A 17,003-nucleotide genomic window follows, 5' to 3' on the forward strand; every position below is an offset into this window, starting at 1 on the left:
CGCTTTAAACGCCTGACCTGTTTTATTTGTGGGCCCTCCGGGGCTCGAACCCGGGACCTGCGGATTAAAAGTCCGTAGCTCTACCAGCTGAGCTAAAGGCCCAAAGCATATTCTTTAAGCGTTACGCTTATTGAATAGCACGAGGAGCATTGTACCGCGTTTTTCCAAAGGCACCTAATCCGCACGTCACACTCACCAATTTTAGCGACAATACAGCTCCACCCGCCCCCTCCAGAGTCCAGATTTACCCGCTCAGATCACGAGCCTAAAGCGACACAACACCCCCGCAACCTTAAGAAAAGATGGACTCCTAAAAGGGGTAGCCGTCCACAGTGGGCAGAAATGAAAAACTTTAATATAACCCCACTCTACAGTGCCTTTTTAGGACAATCCCCTTCTTTTGCACACTTTTTGACGTGTAGCAGAAATGTTATCTATGCCTCTTTTTAGGAACTTTCTAAGAAAACAACCGACTATATACTTACGCACCTCACGTTGGTTTGGGTGTGGGTCCCCATGGGCGTGCAGGAGGTACGAATGGCCGCCAAGCCGGCATCCCCTCGTGTCGTGTGCATGCCATCATGGTGACCTCGAATGATCGCAGAAAGTTCTCCTCTGATGGACTTAGTGGATGTTTCACGGTGGCAGTTCGGTATTACGACTGTGTACCACTTTCTTTTCGTACCGCTGACAATCGGCTTGGCTCCGATCGTCGCAGCGATGCAAACTGCTTGGTTTATTACCAAGAAAGACATGTGGCTTCGTTCTACAAAGTTCTTTGGCACACTTTTTCTCGTGAACTTCGCCATGGGCGTAGTCACTGGCATTGTTCAAGAGTTCCAATTTGGCATGAACTGGAGCGAGTACTCCCGCTTTGTGGGAGACGTATTCGGCGCACCTCTTGCGCTCGAAGGTTTGATTGCCTTCTTCATCGAGTCCACATTCCTAGGATTGTGGATTTTTGGTTGGGGTCGCCTCCCCAAGGCAGTCCACTTGGCGTCGATTTGGTTAGTCGCGATCGCTGTCAACGTGTCGGCTTACTTCATCATCGTGGCCAACTCGTTTATGCAGCACCCCGTCGGTGCACGGTTTAACCCCGAAACGGGTCGTGCCGAGCTCGTGTCGTTAGGCAAGCTTTTGGCCAACCCCACCGCTTTGGCTGCATGGCCGCATGCGGTAACCGGTTCCCTGCTCACCGGCGGCACCTTTGTTGCTGGTATCGCTGGGTGGTGGATGATTCGTGAGCGTCTGGCACAGCGGACAGAGGATGCTGCGTTTTGGCGTAAGAACTTCCGGCTGGGTGCATGGACCACGTTGGCTAGTGTGGCGGGATTGTCGCTCACCGGTGATATCCAAGGCAAGCTGATGTTTGTTCAGCAGCCCATGAAGATGGCCGCTGCGGAATCACTGTGCGAGACAGAGCTCGATCCTTCGTTCTCGGTGCTCTCGGTAGGTACGCACAATAACTGCGAGTCCGTAAAGCACCTGATCGACGTGCCGGGCGTGCTCAGTATTTTGTCGCAAAACAAGCTCAGTGGCGTCACCCTAGAGGGTGTTAATCAGCTGCAGGAAAAGTACGAGGCTTTGTACGGTCCTGGCAACTACGTTCCAAACTTGTTTGTCACCTACTGGTCGTTCCGCGCAATGATCGGCCTGATGGCGGCGTCGGTAGTGTTGGCGATTGTTGGTTTATGGATGACTCGCAAGGGTCGCATCCCGCAACTGCGCTGGTTGGGTACCGCAGCTCTTATCGCTGTGCCGTTCCCGTTCTTAGCTAACTCCGCTGGTTGGATCTTTACCGAAATGGGTCGCCAGCCGTGGATCGTCGCTCCTAATCCGGAGGCTACCCCCGGCAGCCCTGACGGCGAAGATCTCATTCATTTGATCGTTGACTTTGGTGTTTCCTCGCACCCGACCTGGGTGGTCTGGACTTCTCTGATTGGTTTCACCTTGGTGTATGGAGCGCTTGCCTGCGTGTGGTTCTGGCTGATGAAGAAGAAGGTTGTGGCCGGAGCCAGCGAGGATTCTTCAAGCATGCTTGGCTATGGTCCTCATAGTAGCGATCACGACGAATCCCCTGCCGATGATCTGTTGCACCTCGGCGCTCATGCTACGGAAGGTAAGGAGTAACACGATCATGGATCTTCAAACAGTGTGGTTTGTGTTAGTTGCGGTTCTATTCGCTGGTTACTTTGTCCTCGAAGGCTTTGACTTCGGTGTGGGTATGTTGCTGCCGTTTTTGAGCAAGCAGGAGCGTACCGCTGCGATTAAAGCCATTGGACCTGTGTGGGATGGCAATGAAGTGTGGCTCATTACTGCAGGTGGAGCACTTTTTGCGGCTTTCCCTGAGTGGTATGCCACCATGTTTTCGGGTTTCTACCTGCCGTTGTTCCTTATTTTGATCGGATTGATTCTGCGCGGCGTTGCTTTGGAGTGGCGCGGCAAGGTTGACACTGATGTGTGGCGTGATCGTTGCGACATCGGCATAGGTATCGGTAGCTGGGTTCCCGCTTTGTTGTGGGGTGTGGCGTTTGCCAATGTTGTTCATGGTGTGGCTATCGATTCTTCGTTCCACATTGATTCCAGCCTGACTGGGCTTATCGCTTTGCTCAACCCGTTTGGTTTGCTCGGCGGCGTGGCGTTTGTGCTGGTGTTCTTGCTGCATGGTGCGCTGTTCCTCAAGCTTAAGACTGAGATTACGGTCATGGGTTCCTTGGCTGGTCGGTTGTTTATTCCGGCGGCAGTTGTGGGCGCAGTGTTTTTGGTGTGGACTCAGCTCGCACATGGTCGTGGCTGGACGTGGGCACCGTTGGTTATCGCAGTGGTTGGCTTGGTCGTTGCGGCGCTAGGCATTCGTGGTAATCGTGATGGTTGGGCATTTGCGGCAACCTCGGTGGTTATTCTTTGCGTCGCAGCGGTGTTGTTTGGATCGTTGTTCCCGAACTTGATGCCCACCACGCTTGCCGACGGCACCAGCTTGACCATTTACAATGCGTCTTCTTCGCAGTACACGCTCACCATGATGACGTGGGCTGCTGTGCTGGTCACACCACTGGTGCTTCTGTACCAGGGCTGGACGTACTGGGTCTTTAGGCAACGAGTGCGCGTGTGAACATCCGGTTTTTAACGTTGATTCGCCCCGCGCGAACGTTCATTGTGATTGCTGCTGTTATTCAAGTAGCGTCCGTGGCGTTCGTCGTGGGGCGCGGCCTTTCTGTGGGGTTTTTGGTCGCGGGCACTATTGAGCACTGGCCGGATCCTATGCCTCATGTTGGAGCATGGGCTGCGGTGTTGGTGATCAGTGTTGTCGGTGTGAGTGCGATGGCATGGGTGCAGCGCTGGTGGTCTGCAACAGGTGCTGGCCCTGTTATTACAGATGTACGTTCCCACACGTTAACGGCGCTGAATGCTACGGATCCTAGGGTGGTGCAGGAAAACAGCAGTCGATGGAAGGTGGTGTTGGGGGCGGGGCCGGAAAGTGTTGAGGGGCTACGCCCGTATTTATCGGCATATATTCCGGCGGCTTTGTCCTCGGGGATTTCTACGCCGATTGTGCTGGCCGTCATCGCGCTTATCGACGTCCGCTCTGCTCTGCTCGCAGCAGCAACGCTGGTGTTGATCCCTATTTTTATGATTTTGATCGGCACGCTCACACGAGATCAAACACAACAACGCCTCCATCGAGCCCAAGTGTTGGACCGCCACATCATTGATTTGTTGCGCGGTGCTCGCACGCTCCAAGAAATCGGCGATACGTCTGCAGCACAATCACAAGTACACAGCAGTGGGCGTCGGCACGCCGCTGCAACGATGTCGGTTCTGCGCTTGGCTTTCCTGTCATCTTTTGCTCTGGAATTTGTGGCCACTCTTTCGGTAGCGCTTGTTGCCGTAAGCATCGGCGTGCGCTTGGTTGATTCCTCGATGACGCTCCACGCGGGTCTTATCGCATTAATCTTGGCACCCGAGGTGTATAACCCGCTACGGGCAGTAGGCACCGCTTATCATTCATCGGCCGATGGCATGACAGCAGTAGAAACCGCCCTGGACCTTATCGAGTCCACACCGCAAACTGCCAACGTTGCACCGCTGAAAACCGCCACGGTTGTTTCGGACGGTGAGGTGAGCGTCGATAAGCTCAGTGTGCATGGCCGTGACGGCATCCGCCCACACAATCTAAGTTTTCAAGCCCGCCCAGGCGAGGTGACGGCCCTCATCGGCAGCAATGGTTGTGGAAAATCCACAACGCTGCTCGCCATCATGGGCATGATCAATTACGAAGGCACGATTGCTGCGCCGCACAGCATCGGATACCTCCCGGCGCGCCCTGCCCTGTGCACGGGAACGCTGGCTGACAACCTCTCCTTGTTGGGGCCGCGTGACCGCGACACCGCTGGAGCGTTGTTGCGCACAATCGGATTCGATATTCCGCTTTCGCGCACCGTGACTTACCAAGGCGAGGGCCTATCGAGTGGGCAAATAGAACGATTGGCTTTCGCACGCACCTGTTCGCAGGAATGCGCCGTATATCTTTTCGACGAACCCACCGCCCACGTGGACCCTGAAACTGCGAGGAAAATGTGGGAGTACATCCGCAGCCTTGCCCGCGACGGTGCCACAGTGATCGTAGCGACCCACGACCTTGCTAATCGCGCCTACGCCGACCAGGTGATCGTCCTATGAAACCCACCGACTTGTTATTTCAGCATGTTTCCCGCCGTGCCCTTGCCGGCGCGATTGCTATCGCCTCGCTGACGTTGCTGAGTTCGCTTGGGCTGATGGTGCTTTCTGGGTGGCTCATTACCCGCGCATGGCAGGCGCCACCAATCCTTGATTTGGCCGTTGCGATTACTGCTGTGCGAGCTTTAGGATTATCGCGTTCCGTCATGCGCTACGTTGATCGCATTGTGACCCACCGCTATGCGCTGTCTGCGCTGAGCAGCTTGCGCGTCCAGGTATTCCAAGCGGCGGTTTCTCAAGGCCACGTTTCCGATACGCAAGCGCAACGCGCACTGGGTGCCGACGCGCAACGTGTCACTGACCTTATCGTGCGCAGCATCGTACCTCGTGGGGTGGCTGTGGCACTCAGTGTGCTCGCCGTTGCGGGAGCTGTGTGCTTGCTGCCTTTCGCGGGATTGGTGTTGGCGCTCGGATTGTTGTTCACCGGCGTGGTGATCCCGCGCTGGGTGGGTTCAGATCGTTGGCAGGCCATTCATACTGCGGAGGCTGCGGCACGAGATCAGCTGGATGAGTCTTTGGACGCAGTGCTAAATCACCGCGTGGAGTTTCAGGCAGCAGGGCTGGGGGATCGCAGAAACGCCCGCGTGGTGGCAGATTCGCAGAATATGGCGACAGCCAGTGCCCATAGGCTCAAGCGCCTCGCGGCTATCGACGCCACCGTGGTCGCGGTTTCAGGTTGCACACTCTTGCTCATCACAGGGCTAGGACTGCACTTTTACCAAGGATCGCCCATGTGGCTAGGCATGCTCGTTCTCCTCGCCATGTCTGCATTCGAATCCCACGCGCCGCTGGTAGAAGCCGCAACACATCATGTGATCGGCACCAAAGCGGCACAGCGCATCACAGCTTTTATAGAGCAGGCAGTCGAGATTCCAGCCCCAGGCATCGCCAACGCTACCGAAGGCCCCGCGCTACGCGTAGAAGATTTGACCTGCGCTTGGGGCGACAACACATGGAACTTTGATGTGGAGTTTGGGCAACGCCATGTGATTCGAGGCCCGAGCGGCTGCGGTAAAACCACCCTATTGCGTACCATCGCAGGGCTTAGCCCCGTGGTATCCGGATCGGTCACAATCGCAGGACACACAGACACACATAGTCTGCGAACATGGACGCGGCTGTTTTCTGAAGACGGTTACATCTTTGCCACAAGCATTCGTGAGAACATCCTCGTGGCGTGCCCCAACGCCGCAGACGAACTCATGTATTCCACCGCGCGCGCTGTAGGTCTAGGGCCTTGGCTCGATGCCCACGACGGCCTAGACACCATTCTTAGTGATGGTGCGGAGTCAATTTCTAGCGGTCAGCGACGACGTTTGCTCCTCACCCGCGCACTGTGTTCGACTGCACCGATTGTGCTTCTCGACGAACCTACCGCCCACATTGACGACGCCGACGGCCGGCGCCTCCTCCACATGCTGTTACATGAGCCCCTACCTGGCGCGCTCCCCCAGCGCAGCGTCATCGTAGTCACGCATATGCAGTAAGGGCATGAAATAACAACGAATGGGTCGGCACCTTTCACATTATCTGTGTCAGTGCCAACCCTTTTGTTGTTGAGGTGGTTACTTCTTCATGGAACCAGTCTCTTGGAAACGCTGGTGGAAGCTCAGCGCTTCACCCAACAGGTGTGGAGTCTGCATGATCTTCTTTTCCTTGGCAAAAGCCAGGGCGCGATCGTAGTAGTCCTGCAGAAGTGGTCGGTAGTCAGGGTGTGCGATAGCGATGATCTTTTCTACACGCTGACGTGGAGCTAGACCACGGAGGTCGGCGTAACCGTACTCGGAAATGAGAACCTTCACATCTTGCTCGGTGTGGTCTACGTGGGAGACGAATGGCACGAATGCGGAGATGTCGCCGCCCTTGGCAACCGATGGGGTGATAAAGGAGCTGATGAAGCCGTTGCGGGTGAAGTCTGCGGAACCGCCGACACCGTTCATCATGCGGGAGCCGGTGACGTTGGTGGAGTTAACGTTGCCGTAGATGTCGGCTTCGATAAGACCGTTGGTGCAGATCAGGCCGAGGCGGCGAACAACCTCTGGGTGGTTGGAGATCTGCTGTGGGCGCAGGATGATCTTCTGGGCGTAGTTCTTTGCCTCTGCGTTCATGCGCTCTGCGTACTCAGGCGACAGCGAGAAAGAGGTTGCGGAGGCGACGGTCATCTTGCCGGCATCGATCAGGTCGACCATGCCGTCCTGGATCACCTCGGTGTAGGCCTTGATGTTTTCGAACTTGGAGTCCAGCAGGCCTGCCATCACAGCGTTTGGCACGTTGCCCACACCGGACTGCATGACGTAGCCGTCGTAGGCCAGGCGGCCAGCTGCGACCTCGCCTTCGAGGAAGTCAAGGAAGTGTCCAGCGATCTGCTTGGAGGTTTCATCCAGTGGCTTAAACGGTGCGTTGCGGTCAGGGGCATCGGTTTCTACGACGGCAACAACCTTGGACAGGTCGATGTCGATGTAGGTGGTACCGATACGCTGGCCGGCCTCGGTAATCGGAATTGGCTGGCGGTTAGGCAGCTTGTTCATGCGGTAAATATCCGCCATGCCTTCGAGTTCCTCGGACTGCCAAGAGTTGACCTCGATGATGATCTTCTCGGCGTTGTCGAGGTATTCCACGTTGTTACCTACAGAGGAGGATGGAACGATGTGGCCTTCTTCGGTGATGCGAACTGCCTCAACGATAGCCACATTCATCTGCCCAAAGAAGCCCTGCTCAACGTAGATGCCAGACTCGGACAGGTGGTAGTCGGCGTACAAGGTGGTGCCGTCGTTAATCTTGGAGCGCAAGATTGGATCGGACTGGTACGGGGTACGGAAGCGCAGGGCATCAGCCTCTGCGAGCACACCGTCACAGTCAGGTGCAGTGGATGCACCGGTAAACAGGTCGATCATGTATTCGTCGCCACGCGCGTGTGCTTCCTTAGCACGCTCTGCGATAGCGGTAGGCAAAGCCTTCGGGTAACCAGCGCCGGTGAAGCCGGACACGCCTACTTTGTCACCGTGATTGACAAACTGCGCAGCCTCTTCAGCCGACATAACCTTGCCACGAAGCTGAGCATTCGCAATACGATCAGACATTAAATCCTCCTCAACAACGTCTGCCGCAGTGCATGCCAAAGGAGAGGCAGGCAGTATGTGGCAGATTTTTGGTTAATAACCAGCACTTTAAACGCCTCAATGTGAAAACGTCCGAGATACCGGCATATAGTTACGGACACCACAATACCGAAGATCCTCTCTTCGTGTTGCCTAGTTCACTAAAGTACATTTTTCACCCCCACACATGGGCAATTTTCGGCCATTTTTTAGCGACTACGCAGTTCAAACAGACAATTTCGCCCTATCACCCCACATCGCACGTGTGCAGCCTCATGTCACGTTTGTGTCACTCATAGCCAAGGGGGAACAATAGTGCAGGTGACTTTGACGATCGGCTCCCTAGCACTCGACTCCGTAGTAGCGCTAGCCCCCATGGCAGGCGTAACCAACATTGCGTTTCGTACCCTCTGTAGAGAACAAGAACTCGAACGCACCGGAACCGTATCGGGGCTCTACATCTGCGAGATGATTACCGCACGCGCCCTCGTGGAACGCAACGAGAAAACACTCCACATGACCACCTTTGGTCCGCAAGAAGATATTCGCTCCCTGCAGCTGTACACCGTTGACCCCGAGTACACCTACAAAGCGGCCAAAATGATCGCAGAGAACAACATGGCCGATCACATCGACATGAACTTCGGCTGCCCCGTGCCCAAAGTAACCAAACGTGGTGGTGGCTCCGCACTCCCATACAAACGTCGACTATTTGGCAACATCGTCGCAGCCGCCGTCAAAGGCGTTGAAGGAACAGACATCCCCATCACCGTAAAATTCCGCATGGGCATTGACGACGACCACCTCACCTACCTCGACGCCGGCCGCATCGCCGCTGAAGAAGGTGCCGCAGCCGTAACCCTGCACGCCCGCACCGCAGCCGAACGTTACTCTGGCGACGCCCACTGGGACGCTATCGGCACCCTCAAAGAGCACATGCGTGACTCCGGGATCCCCGTCCTCGGCAATGGCGACATCTTCAAAGCCGAAGACGCCAAAGCCATGCTTGACGCCTCCGGCTGCGACGGCGTTGTCGTCGGACGCGGCTGCCTCGGCCGACCTTGGCTATTCGCAGGAATCTCCGCAGCCCTGCGCGGCGAAGAACTCCCACCAGAGCCAACACTGGGCGAAGTCACCCGCATTATCTACCGCCACGCAGAACTCTTGGCAGAACACGACGGCGAAAAGAAAGCCAGCCGCGATATGCGCAAGCACATGGGCTGGTACATGCGCGGCTTCCCCGTAGGCGGTGAATTCCGCAGCGCCCTCGCAAGGATCAACTCGCTTGCTGAACTCCGCGAGGTGCTTGCCCCCTTCGCAGACTCCAATGCCCTAGCAGCCGACTCCGATAGCGCACGCGGACGCCAAGGCTCACCCGCTAAAGTTGCACTCCCCGACGGCTGGCTCGCCGACCCCGACGACGCCACGGTGCCCGAAGGCGCTGAGATCATGCACTCCGGCGGATAACACCTATATAGTTGCTGTATGCGCACAACGTATCGAGAGCATCTAGACGCATTTGCACAAGATCTGATCACCATGTGCGACACCGTCGCCGCCGTGGTAGAGGGGGCGTCGACAGGCCTGCTGGAAGGATCACTCCAATCCGCCCAACACGCGCTCTCCCTCTCCGATGAGCTCGATGAAGTAAAAAACCGCGCCACCAAACGCGCCGTCCAACTTCTCAGCCTAGAAGCCCCCGTCGCCCGCGACCTTCGCCAAATCGTCTCCTCCATCTACATCATCGAGGACTTCGACCGCATGGCCTCACTCGCCATGCACATCGCCAGCATGGCGCGACGACGCCACCCCGACCTCGTCGTCCCAGAACCTATCCGCGGATACTTCCACGAAATGGCACGACTGTGCACCGAAATGTCAGACAAAACCCGCAGCGTGCTCGTCGACCCCGACGCAGACGTTGCCATCGTGCTCGCCGCCGACGATGACGCCATCGACGACATCCACGAACACATCATGACACTTCTCACCAAAAAGGAATGGCCGTTTTCCACCCGCGCCGCCGTGGAAGTCACCTTGCTCGCCCGCTACTACGAACGCTTTGCCGACCACACCGTCAACGTGGCAGCACAAATCGTGTACCTCACTACTGGTCTTATGCCCGAGGAATATAAAAAGAAGCGTGACGACGGCTTCGAGCCCGACGAGATGGAAGCCCGCTTCGCCCAACTAGAAGAGCAATTCGCCAACTACGACTGGCCCAAACCAGCCGATTAAGGGGGTAGGCTGCGCAACACTTCACACCAAATCCGGCAAAACTAGCGAGTTTCACTCGATTTGGTGTGAAGTAAATACCGAGCCACCCCCAAAAATGACTAAAGCCTCTTGGATGCCGATATCCAAGAGGCTTACTTCTTAGCTGCAGGTTATGCGTGGGATACGCCCAATGCAGATGGGGCCTTCAGCGCTACGTCCCTGCGAACACCCATGCGCTTAAAAGGCGAGGTGAGAAAATCTACGAGGTTGAATGCTCGACGCTCACGCTGTGCATACATGTTGTTGAATGCCACATCGGCCGCGTTCATCAGCTGATCTGCGGTAGGAAGATCAAGCTTGGTTGCGGTGACGGTGCTCGACATAACAGGTCCTTCGCTTTACTAGGATTGTTCTACTGCCCACGGTGGCGGGCAACGAGACCTAGATTAGAACCCCGAGGTAGACACCAAGGGCCGTTTAGGTAAACACTAGGTTAACTTTCTCAGCCGCTCGGTTAACTTTTCTCACACAGTCCTGTGACCTGCGGTTTTTATCCGAATCGACCGGAAATATAGTCCTCAGTTTCTTGAGAATGTGGCGTAGAAAACATTGTGGCAGTAGGCGAATATGCACCATCTGCGACGAGTTCGCCCGACGCACCAGTAAACGCAGCGGAAGAAGACGATTCAGTTTCCGAGCATCCTGTCAGTGCAATACCTGCTGTGCTACCTATGTGAACAACAAGAAAACAGAACATAGATAGTTCATGCCTCTCTAGTTTTTACCCCCCACTCCCCTAGCGGCTCGCTATGAAGAAGACTGCGGAGAATACGTCACATGGGATTCAACCACGTGGAAACCTAGGGCATCATAAGCCCTACGCGCCGACTCATTATCGCCTTCAACATAAAGGATCACACGGCGCGCATGTTCATACTCCAAATGGTGCAGTCCCATGCGGATTAACAAATCACCCAAACCGCGGCGTCGATAAGCGCTTCCTAGGCCCACAACGTACACCTCACCATCGGCGCCTTCTGCCAGATCACCGTGGCGCTTCGTCCAGTGGAAACCGGCAACAGTGCGCTTGGCGGTATCGATAAGAAACAACACATCAGATTCCCGGAACCACTGTGTATCACGCGCCTGAGCCAACCGAGCGCTATCCCAACCACCCTGCTCAGGATGCCACTCAAAAGCCTCGTTATTCACACGCAACCACTGCTGCTCAATATCAGGGATGCTCTCATAAGCCTCGTTTAACGCCAACACCCTAAAACCACTAGGAACCTGCAACTGCGCAGACTCCACAAGCCGATCCCCCTCGACCGCCATCACAAGCAACTGACGCGTTTGTTCCAACTGCAGTGCTTTTGCCACCGCCTTTGCACCCGCACCATCACCATGCGCCCACACATTCTTAACCCCCTGGGACACCACATGCCGGATAAGGAAGCTGCCATAGCCTTGGCGCCGGAATGCCGGATCCACTACCACCTCAGCACTATCCCCATCGCGTGCTGCAACCCCTACCACCTGGTCGTGGCTATCCATCACACAAGAATGCACGTGGCCATCGTCAGCCCGCCGAAGGCCATTGAGAAAACTTTCTGACAACGGTGCGCAACCATCTTCGCGGGTCGCCGCCGCAAGAATCTCATCGACACGATCACGCAAAGCCGCCGAGGCTGAAGCTAAGGAGGTTTCAATCATCTTCATGTGCCCCACCCTACGCACCTAGTGGTAAAAATAAAGGAGTGCACAACGACTCCGACCCCCGAGCGCGCCGTCGTGGCGCCCACGCCCTGCTCATCACCATCATCTTTTTCATCGCAGTTGGCCTGATCCTGTGGGCTATCGACGCCGCCATCGCCGCCCGAGCGGAGCACCGCATCTCCCAAACTGTTCGCAGCAACGCACAGCTCGATCAAAACCCAAGCGTGTATGTAGGCGGAGTACCTTATACCGCGGCGCTGATTACCGGAAAAGTCCCAGAGATATCCGTCAACGTCTCTGACGTGGAAGTAGCAGACTTCGGCCTGCTGGTTGCTGGCACCTCAGTCACCGACCTCAAACTTAGCCGCAGTGAGGTACTCAGCGGCAGCGTAGACGGAGCCAAAGCACAGCTAGTGGCTCGCAACGTGGGATTCGATGCCGTGGCCGTAGGAAAACAACTAGGAATCGACGACCTCGACCTATCTAATCCCTACGACATCTCACCAGCCGGCACCAACGCCAGCGAAGTTCAACTGCGCGGCACCCCCCACGGCTTCCACAGCCCAGTCACCGTGCAAGCAGATCTGCGACTAAAAGGCGAAGACTTCTACCTCACCCCCACCACCGTGATGGACCGAGGCGATAACACCGCCAGCGACGCAGACATACTCGCAGCCTTTGACTGGACCTTGAACACCCGCACCCTGCCGATCAATGCCCAAGCAAGCTACGTGTACTTCTCAGGCGGCACCATCAGATTCGAAGCCCAAGAACGCAACGTCACGCTTCGCCTCGAAGACCTCTCGCCGCTGCGCTCTACCAACAACAAAGTGGTTGTGGAATAACGTGGAATAACGTGGAATAACGTGGAATAACTCTGTGCGTCACAAGCGTGGATCGAAGAAACTCAAACCCACTTTGAGCATGGATAACGGAGTTGGTTTCACCGGCTCCGTCGGCGCATAAACCTCAATAGCGTCCGCCACTGCTTTTAACGTCACCTCATCAAACTGGCCCACATATTCGCCATCAGCTTGGAAGCGTTGGTTCTCGTGGCACACGATGCTGACCTCAGTGGCATCATCAAACATCAACGTACGACGCTGCAACACATCGGCAATGACCTTATTGTGTCCGATACCTACAAGGTGTGCCATCGAAGCCACACCACCAATGCCACGAAGATCAGTAATCGCCCACAAGCTCAAACCCAAATCAAAAGAATTACGCGGATTGGTCACCACAGGCAACGGGCCTAAAAATGTCCACGGATTAGTGTTGGAAGCAATCACAATGGGGAGATCGTCATGCACAAATTCCTCACCATTGCGGTTTATGGCTCGCACACTCATCCGAGGCGCATGCCGGTGCAACTTCAGCCACGAACGTATCGCAGCATGAGCATAGCGCAGCGGCGTCGCAGCAAATCCGCGACGCCGCACTCTTTCCACCGATGCGATCACATCAGCATCAATACCAAAGCCCGCATTGACCGCAAACCACTGCGATCCCCACTTGCCCAAATTAATCCGGCGCGTGCTGCCCTTGTGCAGCGCGTCCGCTAACACCTCAGCAGCTTGTGCCGGATCCGCAGGAAGTCCCAGCGCGCGAGCAAACACATTGGCAGAACCAGTAGGGATCACCGCCAACGCGGGTGGGGCCGAAGGTAGATCGCCTAGCAGGCCATTAATGACCTCGTTGACCGTGCCATCACCGCCCACGGCAATGACGACGTCATAATCCTCTACGGTGAGGTTTTCACACATGTGACGAGCGTGTCCCGCATAGTGGGTCATCTGGGCGCGAAGCTCCAGGCCAGGCACTGCGCGCAATGTTGGAATGACATGCCGAAACATCTCGGCGGACTGCGTCGTCGAGTTCGGGTTGCTAACAATAAGAGCGCGCACGCCACCCACCTTATCGCCAAACGCGAACATTTGTGGTGTATGCCATCCAAACAAGTAGGCTGGTGGACTATGAGTGAACACACCAACGATGAAGTACAGCCCACCGCGCTCAGCGGTAACGACGCAGTCAACCGTGCCGCCGAGCAGTGGAAAGAATCCGCACACCGGAACATTCCAGGCCTAGGCGACCTACCTATTCCTGATGACACCGCCAACCTTCGCGAGGGCCCTAACCTGCACGATGGCCTTCTCGCACTTCTCCCCCTCGTTGGTGTGTGGCGCGGCACAGGGCACGCGGACACTGCTGAAGAGGGCCAGTACGCCTTTGGCCAGCAGATTACCTTCGCACACGACGGCGAAAACTACCTCACCTATGAGTCGCGTATCTGGAAGCTTGACGACGAAGGCAACTCCACCGACTTGGATTACCGCGAGTCCGGCTTCTGGCGCATCAGCCTTAAAGACGAAATCGAGGTTGTCCTTACGCACTCCACTGGTGTGGCAGAGATCTTCTACGGCGAGCCTATGAACGAGCGCGCATGGCAAATCGAGTCTGCTTCCACCATGGTTACGGCACAGGGCCCAGCAACCCTTGGTCCAGGCAAGCGCCTCTACGGCTTGATGCCTAACAACAACTTGGGATGGGTAGATGAGCGCATGGTCGATGGCGAGATGCGCCCACGGATGTCCGCAGAACTATCCCGCGTGATCGGTTAATAACAGCTACAGTGCTGTCAGTGCTGCCTCGATCAGCTCACGGATCTCAGATTCGTTGTCTGGTCGGGGCAGTTTTATGTCATTAATCCGCCGCACTCGAGTGGCACCTCGAACGGAGCTGATCAGCCACACGCTGTCCGCCTTTTCCGTGAGGTACACCTCGTCCATGTCTTTGAGTTTGCAGTTCCAGCCTAGGTTCGTTGCATAATCAAAAAGCGCCGCTTGGGTGGTGCCTGGCAACACGTCGCCACCTGGGAAAGGGCTGCGGATTTTATTTCCGCGGAAGGTCACCACAGTTGAGGTGGCACCTTCAAGAATACGATCTTGTTCGGTGAAGATGACGTCGTCAAAGCCTTCTTTTTTCGCCCAGCGTAAGGCGGCCATATTGGACGCATAGTTGAGTGTCTTAGCCCCGATGACCACCCAAGGCACACAGTTGCTGGTGTCAATATGGTAACCACGGGAGGTTGTCATCACCCGCACACCTTGTTCCCGCTGTTCGATGACGCAATCAGGCACTGCTGTAATAGTGAGCCATGCCGAGGGATGTCCGGTGCTGGCACGCCCACGGGTGTACGTCCACACGCATTTTGCGTCGCTCTCGCTCTGCTGAAACCACTTCTCCACTGCCATCGACGTCGCATGCACCCAGTGGTCCAGTCGAGGCTCCGGTAGATCCAGCAGGACTGCAGATTCACGGAAGCGCTGCGCATGGCGTTCTAGGTTGCATGCTCGACCGTGCCGAAACAGGATCGTTTCAAATACGCCGTCTCCACGCGTTACGGCCGCATCATCCCAGTACACTAAGGGCAGAAGGGGGCTGTGATCGCGCACCGATCCCCCATAGGGCTCAACGGCAATGATGATGGGCTCATGCTTAGGTGAAGACGTGTCTGTCGCCATGTACTTCATTATGCCCGCTGAAGCACGCGCATTTGGGATGTACGATCTATTTTGTGACAAATCCTGAATCACTCGCTACATATTCCAGCCCCCTTTTGAACCTGCCTGGTGCGGCAGAGCCTCAAGGTGGCAACGAGATTCCCGAATACACCGGTGTCGCTTGGCACTACGGCCAACCTCTAGTAGAGCAGCGCTACTTTGAACGCAGCGGCGGGTTTGTGGATCGTTCGCATCGCGGCGTGCTGTGCATAAGCGGCGAGGATGCTGCGGTGTTTTTGAACAACTTGGTGTCTCAAAAACTTATCGATCTTCCTCACCCTTGGGCTGGTGAGGCGTTGGATTTAGATATCCAAGGCCATGTTGTACACCACATGGAAATCATCGCCACCGATGAGGTGTTCTATGTGCATGTTCCTGCAGCTCAGTTGGAATCCTTGCACATCTTTTTCACGCGGATGATCTTTTGGTCGAAGGTTACTATCGAGGTGATCGACGCGGCAGTGATCAGTGTTATCAGTGCGCAGCATCTTGATGCACTCGTCGACGTTCCTCTCCCCGAGGAATTAGCGGTTAGCCCTGTTATTGATTTTTCGTTGCCGCGTCGCGACATACTGGTTCCGCGTGCCAGCCTCATGGCGGTAGCGGCTAGTTTGCAGGAGCACGGTTTCCAGCCGGCTGGCATGATGGCTTATACCGCAGCGCGGGTGCGTTCTGTGCAACCCGTGATGAGTTTGGACATGGATGCGACAACGATTCCGCATGAGGCGGCGTCGTTAATCGGACGGGGTGACCACATTGGTGCGGTGCATCTTAACAAGGGGTGTTATCGCGGGCAAGAAACTGTGGGGCGGGTGGAAAACTTGGGGCGTTCGCCACGAGTGCTTGTCATGGTGCTTATCGACGGCTCCGCGCCCGAGCAGCCTCATCCTGCTGCGCCGCTTACGGCCGGTGGTCGCACGGTGGGATTCCTTGGCACTGTGGTTGATGATTTCGAGCTCGGCCCCATTGGTCTTGCGGTAGTGAAGCGTTCAGCGCTGAAGTCTGTCACCTTGCAGGCTGGTGACGATGTGGCGCTTAGTATTGACCCCGACTCCCTGCCACATGACGATGGTGAGAAAGCTGGACGCGTAGCAATCAACAAATTGCGTGGACTGTAAGAAATTTATCATCCTTGTTGTGAGCTGCGAAAATACCCATGCGTGAAGTTTTAACTACGCCTTTGTTGGGGGAACAATTCGCGTGCGGTACACTCTCAGTGCGACAAATTGCTCCGTTTCGGGCTATTGTGTCTTATAGGAAAAAACACGTCGTATAAATAGCTAAGTGGAGAAGCACACATTCCCATCCCTTCTCCTGTTCACTCCAAGGGGGTCATGCCATGGGTCGCGGTCGCGCGAAGGCTAAACAGACCAAGGTTGCACGCCAGCTTAAGTACAACACGCCAGATATGGATTTGGACTCTCTGCAAAGGGAGCTGGCCCAGAAGTCCCCAAGTTCGAACAAGAGCCATTCTGACTCTTATGTGGATGACTATGAGGACGTAGCCGACAAGTACGCCGATTACGGCGACTGGGAAGAAAAATAATTCTTCTTTAGCCGAGCTAAGTAACCCCCCCTGAGTGCTACTCAGGGGGGTTACTTGTTGCTTCAGAAAAAGAGGCTGACCCAGCTACCGATGTAGTCGCGCCAGCCTCCCTGCTTTCACAGC

The 17,003-nt window shown here is 55.8% G+C and carries 15 protein-coding genes, 1 tRNA gene and 1 pseudogene; 10 read left to right on the forward strand and 7 right to left on the reverse strand.

Annotation, left to right across the window (positions count from 1 at the left end; all coding sequences use genetic code 11):
- Positions 1 to 29 precede the first annotated feature (29 nt).
- Positions 30 to 102: transfer RNA gene (locus AT687_RS09255), tRNA-Lys, on the reverse strand.
- Between the two features lie 516 nt (positions 103 to 618).
- Between AT687_RS09255 and AT687_RS09260 the strand changes: the two genes are divergently transcribed.
- Genes AT687_RS09260 through cydC form a run of 4 tightly spaced genes read left to right on the forward strand, consistent with a single transcriptional unit; the run spans position 619 to position 6,224 of the window.
- Entirely contained in the window at positions 619 to 2,130 is a 1,512-nt protein-coding gene (locus AT687_RS09260) for a cytochrome ubiquinol oxidase subunit I (protein ID WP_178386003.1), read from the forward strand.
- 7 nt (positions 2,131 to 2,137) lie between these two features.
- Complete coding sequence (gene cydB, locus AT687_RS09265; protein WP_014302292.1) at positions 2,138 to 3,112, forward strand: cytochrome d ubiquinol oxidase subunit II; 975 nt, start codon at positions 2,138 to 2,140, stop codon at positions 3,110 to 3,112.
- The gene (locus AT687_RS09270) at positions 3,109 to 4,680 is read left to right on the forward strand and encodes an ABC transporter ATP-binding protein/permease (protein WP_014319300.1); all 1,572 of its coding nucleotides are present in this window, start codon (positions 3,109 to 3,111) and stop codon (positions 4,678 to 4,680) included. The genes cydB and AT687_RS09270 overlap by 4 nt, the downstream gene beginning before the upstream one ends.
- A complete protein-coding gene (cydC, locus tag AT687_RS09275) occupies positions 4,677 to 6,224 on the forward strand; it encodes a thiol reductant ABC exporter subunit CydC (RefSeq protein WP_014319301.1) in 1,548 nt (515 codons plus the stop codon). Before AT687_RS09270 ends, cydC begins: the two co-directional genes overlap by 4 nt.
- 78 nt (positions 6,225 to 6,302) lie before the next feature.
- Here the strand turns inward: cydC and AT687_RS09280 are convergent, their stop codons facing one another.
- Entirely contained in the window at positions 6,303 to 7,817 is a 1,515-nt protein-coding gene (locus AT687_RS09280) for an acetyl-CoA hydrolase/transferase family protein (RefSeq protein WP_014310767.1), read from the reverse strand.
- A gap of 339 nt (positions 7,818 to 8,156) precedes the next feature.
- On the opposite strand from AT687_RS09280, the gene dusB reads away from it, so the two are divergent.
- Both dusB and phoU read left to right on the forward strand, forming a co-directional pair.
- Positions 8,157 to 9,302, forward strand: a complete 1,146-nt coding sequence (gene dusB, locus AT687_RS09285; protein ID WP_014319302.1) for a tRNA dihydrouridine synthase DusB — start codon at positions 8,157 to 8,159, stop codon at positions 9,300 to 9,302.
- A gap of 18 nt (positions 9,303 to 9,320) precedes the next feature.
- A complete protein-coding gene (gene phoU, locus AT687_RS09290; protein WP_010935421.1) occupies positions 9,321 to 10,073 on the forward strand; it encodes a phosphate signaling complex protein PhoU in 753 nt (250 codons plus the stop codon).
- 149 nt (positions 10,074 to 10,222) lie between these two features.
- On the opposite strand, the gene AT687_RS09295 is transcribed toward phoU, so the two are convergent.
- The 3 genes and pseudogenes from AT687_RS09295 to mshD all read right to left on the reverse strand — a co-directional run bounded on the left by AT687_RS09295 (position 10,223) and on the right by mshD (position 11,771).
- Positions 10,223 to 10,435, reverse strand: a complete 213-nt coding sequence (locus AT687_RS09295) for a hypothetical protein (protein ID WP_010935422.1) — start codon at positions 10,433 to 10,435, stop codon at positions 10,223 to 10,225.
- 167 nt (positions 10,436 to 10,602) lie between these two features.
- A pseudogene (locus AT687_RS13545) lies at positions 10,603 to 10,713 on the reverse strand (phosphate ABC transporter ATP-binding protein); the annotation flags it as partial.
- 146 nt (positions 10,714 to 10,859) lie between these two features.
- Positions 10,860 to 11,771, reverse strand: a complete 912-nt coding sequence (gene mshD, locus AT687_RS09305) for a mycothiol synthase (protein ID WP_010935426.1) — start codon at positions 11,769 to 11,771, stop codon at positions 10,860 to 10,862.
- A gap of 38 nt (positions 11,772 to 11,809) precedes the next feature.
- Here mshD and AT687_RS09310 point away from each other — a divergent pair, with 38 nt between their 5' ends.
- Entirely contained in the window at positions 11,810 to 12,613 is an 804-nt protein-coding gene (locus tag AT687_RS09310) for an LmeA family phospholipid-binding protein (protein WP_014303814.1), read from the forward strand.
- A 39-nt stretch (positions 12,614 to 12,652) separates the two neighbouring features.
- Here the strand turns inward: AT687_RS09310 and AT687_RS09315 are convergent, their stop codons facing one another.
- On the reverse strand, positions 12,653 to 13,675 hold the full coding sequence (locus AT687_RS09315) for a diacylglycerol/lipid kinase family protein (RefSeq protein WP_021335174.1): 1,023 nt from the start codon (positions 13,673 to 13,675) through the stop codon (positions 12,653 to 12,655).
- A gap of 69 nt (positions 13,676 to 13,744) precedes the next feature.
- On the opposite strand from AT687_RS09315, the gene AT687_RS09320 reads away from it, so the two are divergent.
- Complete coding sequence (locus AT687_RS09320) at positions 13,745 to 14,392, forward strand: heme-binding beta-barrel domain-containing protein (protein WP_014302302.1); 648 nt, start codon at positions 13,745 to 13,747, stop codon at positions 14,390 to 14,392.
- 6 nt (positions 14,393 to 14,398) lie between these two features.
- Here the strand turns inward: AT687_RS09320 and AT687_RS09325 are convergent, their stop codons facing one another.
- Positions 14,399 to 15,295, reverse strand: a complete 897-nt coding sequence (locus AT687_RS09325) for an aminodeoxychorismate lyase (RefSeq protein ID WP_029589658.1) — start codon at positions 15,293 to 15,295, stop codon at positions 14,399 to 14,401.
- A 95-nt stretch (positions 15,296 to 15,390) separates the two neighbouring features.
- Here AT687_RS09325 and ygfZ point away from each other — a divergent pair, with 95 nt between their 5' ends.
- A complete protein-coding gene (gene ygfZ, locus AT687_RS09330; protein ID WP_041740694.1) occupies positions 15,391 to 16,452 on the forward strand; it encodes a CAF17-like 4Fe-4S cluster assembly/insertion protein YgfZ in 1,062 nt (353 codons plus the stop codon).
- A gap of 221 nt (positions 16,453 to 16,673) precedes the next feature.
- Positions 16,674 to 16,880, forward strand: coding sequence for a DUF3073 domain-containing protein (locus tag AT687_RS09335; protein WP_003852791.1), 207 nt, complete (start codon positions 16,674 to 16,676; stop codon positions 16,878 to 16,880).
- Positions 16,881 to 17,003: the final 123 nt, after the last annotated feature.

Origin of the sequence: Corynebacterium diphtheriae, assembly GCF_001457455.1 — a bacterium.
Taxonomy (GTDB): domain Bacteria; phylum Actinomycetota; class Actinomycetes; order Mycobacteriales; family Mycobacteriaceae; genus Corynebacterium; species Corynebacterium diphtheriae.